This window comes from Pseudomonas sp. Irchel s3b5 (assembly GCF_900187435.1).
GTDB lineage: Bacteria > Pseudomonadota > Gammaproteobacteria > Pseudomonadales > Pseudomonadaceae > Aquipseudomonas.
Window position 1 is genome coordinate 1 of the sequence record NZ_FYDY01000055.1, and the last position, 5,583, is coordinate 5,583.

Sequence of the window (5,583 nt, forward strand, 5' to 3'; positions counted from 1 at the left end):
TGCAAGACGACCCAATCTTTGAAGTCGTCGTCGTAGCGTTTGCCTAGATTGGACATTGTTATGCACCTTCGCCCTCTTGAATGAATGAGTCAATCAACAAGGGTGACAGGTAGCCTGACACGGAGGGCGTTTGACAAAAGGGACTCGCCGTAAGGGCGAAACCATAAGCAGCCGTTACCGCAGAAACGGATATGTACTCGGTCAACCAAAGTCAGGCCGCCAAGACGGGATCAAAGCTCACAGCTCAAACCGCAACTCAGGCCAGATCGGCGACGTCCCCCGTTTCTGCGACTCAAGAATCGCCCGACACAACGAACACAACCGCTGATCCTGAAACACCCGCCGATCAACACTCGACCAGCGAGGCTGCGCCGGCAACAGGCTGCCACACAGCGTACGGTCCGCCGAGCCGCCCAACTCCAGTTGACGGGTCACCAGATGCACCCGCACTTCCTGGCAGGCGAACAGATCCAGCTGTTCGTCAGGCTCGATCAGTTGATAGGCAAAAAGTGACCAGGCGGGACGCGGCATCGGGGGCTCCAAATCGGGGGCGCCACCTTAGCCGAAAGCCTGCGACTAGAAAAGCGTCATAACAGCGGTTTTAGAGTAGGCCAGACATTTTCCAGCAACTTGTCCTGAGCCCCGGCTGCCGGGTGGATGCCGTCGGCCTGCATCAGCTCCGGGTGACCGCCCACGCCCTCGAGAAAAAACGGCACCAACGGGATTTTCTTCTCATCGGCCAGGTTGCTGTAAACCTCCGCAAAGGCCTTGGTGTAGCGCACCCCATAATTGGGTGGCAATTGCATGCCCAGCAGCAACACCTTGGCACCGCTGGCCCGGGAGCTGTCGATCATCGACGCAAGATTTTGTTGCAATTGTGTTGGCAGCAATCCACGCAGGCCATCATTGCCGCCCAACTCCAGCACAACCAGCTCCGGCTTATGCTCTGCAAGCAGCGCCGGCAGGCGCGCCTGACCTCCGGCACTGGTGTCACCACTGATGGACGCGTTGACGACTTTATCGTCGAAACCTTCGCGCTTGAGCCGCTGTTCGAGCAACGACACCCACCCCAACCGGGTATCCAGGCCGAAACCGGCGCTGATACTATCGCCAACGATCAGGACAGTACCCGCCGCTGCGTTCTGGGCCATGCACATCAGGGCCAGACCGGCACTCAAAAACCACACACGCATCGGATTCTCCATGGGCGCAAGCATTCTCATCGCGAAGGACCTTAGCAAAGTGGTTCCCAGCGCGGAAGGTGAACTGACCATCCTGCACGAACTCAGCCTGGAACTGAACAAGGGCGACAGCCTGGCCATCGTTGGCGCGTCCGGTTCCGGCAAATCCACGCTCCTGGGCCTGCTCGCCGGCCTCGACCTGCCGAGCAGCGGCGAAGTCACCCTCGCCGGCCAAGCCCTGAGCAACCTCGACGAAGACCAGCGCGCGCGCATCCGCGCCGAGCATGTGGGTTTTGTCTTCCAGTCTTTCCAGCTGCTCGACAGCCTCAACGCCCTGGAAAACGTCATGCTGCCGCTGGAGCTCGATGGCCGCAAAGACGCCCGCAGCCGCGCCACAGAATTACTGCAACGGGTTGGACTCGGCCAACGCCTGACCCACTCGCCACGCCAGCTATCCGGGGGTGAGCAACAACGCGTAGCGATTGCCCGGGCGTTTGCCGCCGAACCCGATGTGCTGTTCGCCGATGAACCCACCGGCAACCTCGATAGCCACACGGGTGAGCGCATCAGTGACCTGCTGTTCGAACTCAACCAGGAGCGCGGCACGACCCTGGTGCTGGTGACTCACGACGAACGCCTGGCCCATCGCTGCCGGCGCCTGATCCGACTTGAAGCGGGCCTGCTGGTCGCCCCTCTGGAGCCTTGATGGCACGTCTGCCGCTGCTGCGCCTGTTCAGTCTCGCCATCCGCCAACTGCTGCGCGACGCCCGCGCCGGCGAGTTGCGCGTGTTGTTCTTCGCGTTGCTGGTGGCCGTGGCCGCGAGTACCGCCATAGGTTACTTCGGTGCTCGCCTGAACGGCGCGATGATGTTGCGTGCTACGGAGTTCCTCGGCGCCGACCTGCTGCTAGAAGGCAGTTCACCGGCGCGCCCCGAACAGATCAAAAGCGGCACCGAACTGGGGCTGGTACACGCGCAAGTGGTGGAGTTCTCCAGCGTTATCGCCACCGACAACGGCATTCAGCTGTCCAGTATCAAAGCGGCGGACAGCATCTATCCGCTACGTGGTGAACTGAAGAGCGCGCCCGCCCCGTTCGCCCAGGAAGTACCCGGTGGCGGACCGAAGCCCGGTGAAGCCTGGGTTGAAGCGCGGCTGCTGACCGCGCTCGACTTGAAGATCGGCGACAGCGTCGATGTCGGCATGAAAACCCTGACGCTGGCGCGCGTGCTGACTTACGAACCCGACCGCGCCGGCAACTTCTACAGCCTGACGCCACGGGTGCTGATCAACCTCGACGACCTTGCCGCAACCGGTGTGGTGCAGCCCGGCAGCCGGGTCAGTTACCGCGAACTCTGGCGCGGCAATGCCGAAGCGCTGGAAGCGTATCGGCAATTGATCAAACCCGGACTGGCGGCCAATCAGCGCATCCAGGATGCCCGCGATGGCAACCGGCAGATCGGCGGCGCCTTGGGCAAAGCAGAGCGTTACCTGAACATGGCCAGTCTGGTGGCGGTGTTGCTGGCCGGTGTGGCGGTGGCGCTGTCGGCGACGCGTTTCGCGACCCGCCGTTTCGATGCCAGCGCACTGCTGCGTTGCCTGGGTCTGTCACGCCGGGAAACCCTGGTGTTGTTCAGCCTTCAACTGACCGTGCTCGGACTACTCGCCAGCCTCACCGGCGCCGCAATTGGTTGGCTGGCACAGCTGGGGCTGTTTGCCTTGTTGCATGATTTGCTACCGACCGACGTGCCACCGGGCGGTCTGTTTCCGGCCATCGCCGGGATCGGCACCGGACTCGTGGCACTGGCCGGTTTCGCCTTGCCGCCGCTGGCTGCCTTGGGTCGGGTGCCGCCATTGCGGGTGTTGCGTCGGGACATGCTGCCGATTCCCTCCAGTACGTGGATGGTCTACGGCGCGGCGCTGGGTGCCCTTGGCCTGATCATGTGGCGCTTGAGCCTGGATCTGCTGCTGACCTTTGCCCTGCTCGGCGGTGGCGTGGTTGCCGCGCTGGTGCTGGGTGGCCTGTTATTGCTGCTGCTCAAAAGCCTGCGACGGATGCTCGCCCGCGCCTCCCTGCCGTGGCGCCTCGGCCTGGGCCAACTGCTGCGTCACCCACTGGCCGCCGCAGGCCAGGCCCTGGCGTTCGGCCTGATCCTGCTGTCGATGGCGCTGATCGCCCTGCTGCGTGGCGAGCTGCTCGATACCTGGCAGAACCAGCTGCCGAAAAACGCACCGAACTATTTCGCCCTGAACATCCTGCCCGCGGACAAACAAGCCTTTACCGATCGCCTGATCGCCGTGTCGGCACAGTCGGCGCCGCTGTATCCGGTGGTGCCGGGGCGCCTGATCAGCATCAATGGCGAGCCCGTGCAACAAGTCGTCACCAAAGAATCGGCCGGTGACCGGGCCATCCAGCGTGATCTGAGCCTGACCTGGGCGGCGGACCTGCCCGCTGGCAACAAACTCACCGCCGGCAACTGGTGGCCCGAGCAACCGCCCGATGAAATCCCCGGCGTCTCGGTAGAAGGCAAAGTCGCCGAAAGCCTGAAGCTGAAACTGGGCGATCATTTGGTCTTTACGGTCGGCGGGGTCAATCGCGAGGCGAAAGTCACCAGCCTGCGGGACATCAACTGGGACAACTTCCAGCCGAACTTTTTCATGATCTTCCAGCCCGGCACCCTGAAGGATCTGCCGGCGACCTACCTGACGAGTTTTTATCTGGCGGCCGGCCATGATCAGCAGATCGTCGACCTGTCCCGGTCTTTCCCAGCGGTGACCATTCTGCAAGTCGAGGCGCTGCTGGCGCAGCTTCGCAGCATCCTCGCCCAAGTCACCCTGGCGGTGGAGTACGTGTTGTTGTTCGTGCTGGCGGCGGGGATGGCAGTGTTGTTCTCCGGTCTGCAAGCAACGCTGGATGAACGCATTCGTCAGGGCGCATTGTTGCGGGCGTTGGGCGCGGAACGGCAATTGCTGGTCAAGGCGCGGCGGATCGAGTTTGGTTTACTGGGTGCGGTCAGCGGCTTGCTGGCAGCGCTGGGCTCGGAAGTCGTGAGCCTGGTGCTTTACCGGTATGCGTTCGACCTGCCCTGGCATCCACATCCGTGGTTATTGATACTCCCATTGATCGGTGCGCTGCTAATCGGTGGCGCCGGAGTGTTCGGTACCCGCCGGGCGTTGAACGCAAGTCCCCTGACAGTACTGCGCGAGGGTTGATAAACTCAAGCGCACTTAACCACAAGAAGTCGCCATGAGCCGTTATCGCCCTCCCCGCACCGCCGGTACCGCGCTGATCACCCCTGAAGGTGAAGCGCGGATGCGCGCCGAATTTCATGAGCTCTGGCACGTTCGACGACCGCAAGTGACGCAGTCTGTCAGCGAAGCAGCGGCACAGGGCGATCGCTCGGAGAACGCCGAATACACTTACGGCAAAAAGATGCTGCGCGAGATCGACAGCCGCGTGCGCTTTCTCACTAAACGCCTGGAGGCGCTCAAGGTCGTCAGCGAAAAACCCAGTGATCCGAACAAGGTCTATTTCGGCGCCTGGGTCACGATCGAGGACGAGGACGGCAAAGAGTCGCGCTACCGCATTGTCGGGCCGGATGAACTGGACCTCAAACTGGGTTTGATCAGCATCGACTCACCGCTGGCCCGCGCCCTGATCGGCAAGGCCCTGGACGCCGAAGTACGGGTCCAGACGCCAACCGGCGAGCAATGCGTGTACATCGTGGCTATTGAGTATCCGTAGCCTCAGCGACGGGTAATCAACCCTTGCCGGGCAACGCGAGTCAGTTGCCTGATCACTTCAGGTGCGTCCTCGAGGCTGGGGGACTGAATCACTGCCAAATCGAAACTGTCGTTGGCAAATCGCGCCAGGGACTCGCCGTCTTCGACAAACTGGATCAGGAACGCAGCAGGGCCGCCGGTACGACGTGGCCAGCCGTCGAGATAACGCAAGAGCGTCGGCTGATGTTTGCCGCCAAGCAGGATTTTTGGATTGCGTTGGGTGAGATGTGCCGTGATCGGCGCGGGACGTATAACGGGGCTTAGTGCATTCATTGGGTCGTGTCTCTGCCTCAAAAGTCTGCATGGCAGGTGAGAGGCAACACCGAACCAGCGCTTTAGCGGTATTTCGAAGCCTGTTTCAAGCTTCTGTCGGTAACTGATCGAGTTACCTGGCGCCCCGCAAGTAGCTGTTTAAATCGGCGCATGAGCAGCATCCTAGAGAAGCTGACTGGACAGTGTCAAGAATGACGAACAACAAAAAAGGCCCGCAATGCGGTAATGCTGTTCACTTAAGCGGAGCAGCCTTACGGTCCACCGGAAACCGGGTCTTTGATATCTTCACCGTCCTTGGCCTCGAAGGCCTCGGACGGTGATCCAGAAACATCCCTCCTACACCCGCCCT

Annotated in this window: 6 protein-coding genes; 3 read left to right on the plus strand and 3 right to left on the minus strand. The window is 61.6% G+C overall.

Annotated elements, in window-relative coordinates:
- Positions 1-237: 237 nt before the first annotated feature.
- Positions 238-531 (minus strand): hypothetical protein, encoded by a 294-nt coding sequence (locus tag CKW15_RS27600; RefSeq protein WP_003226812.1) that lies wholly within the window; start codon positions 529-531, stop codon positions 238-240.
- Between the two features lie 56 nt (positions 532-587).
- Positions 588-1,193, minus strand: coding sequence for an arylesterase (locus CKW15_RS27605; RefSeq protein WP_095153071.1), 606 nt, complete (start codon positions 1,191-1,193; stop codon positions 588-590).
- A gap of 10 nt (positions 1,194-1,203) precedes the next feature.
- Between CKW15_RS27605 and CKW15_RS27610 the strand changes: the two genes are divergently transcribed.
- The 3 genes from CKW15_RS27610 to greB are packed head-to-tail and all read left to right on the plus strand — an operon-like array spanning position 1,204 to position 4,923.
- Positions 1,204-1,887, plus strand: coding sequence for an ABC transporter ATP-binding protein (locus CKW15_RS27610; protein WP_095056721.1), 684 nt, complete (start codon positions 1,204-1,206; stop codon positions 1,885-1,887).
- Positions 1,887-4,391: an ABC transporter permease gene (locus tag CKW15_RS27615; RefSeq protein WP_095153072.1), complete on the plus strand. Its 2,505-nt coding sequence runs from the start codon at positions 1,887-1,889 to the stop codon at positions 4,389-4,391. The genes CKW15_RS27610 and CKW15_RS27615 overlap by 1 nt, the downstream gene beginning before the upstream one ends.
- Before the next feature lie 34 nt (positions 4,392-4,425).
- Positions 4,426-4,923: a transcription elongation factor GreB gene (gene greB / locus CKW15_RS27620; RefSeq protein ID WP_017339816.1), complete on the plus strand. Its 498-nt coding sequence runs from the start codon at positions 4,426-4,428 to the stop codon at positions 4,921-4,923.
- A 2-nt stretch (positions 4,924-4,925) separates the two neighbouring features.
- On the opposite strand, the gene CKW15_RS27625 is transcribed toward greB, so the two are convergent.
- Positions 4,926-5,234: a hypothetical protein gene (locus CKW15_RS27625; protein ID WP_095056719.1), complete on the minus strand. Its 309-nt coding sequence runs from the start codon at positions 5,232-5,234 to the stop codon at positions 4,926-4,928.
- Positions 5,235-5,583 lie beyond the last annotated feature (349 nt).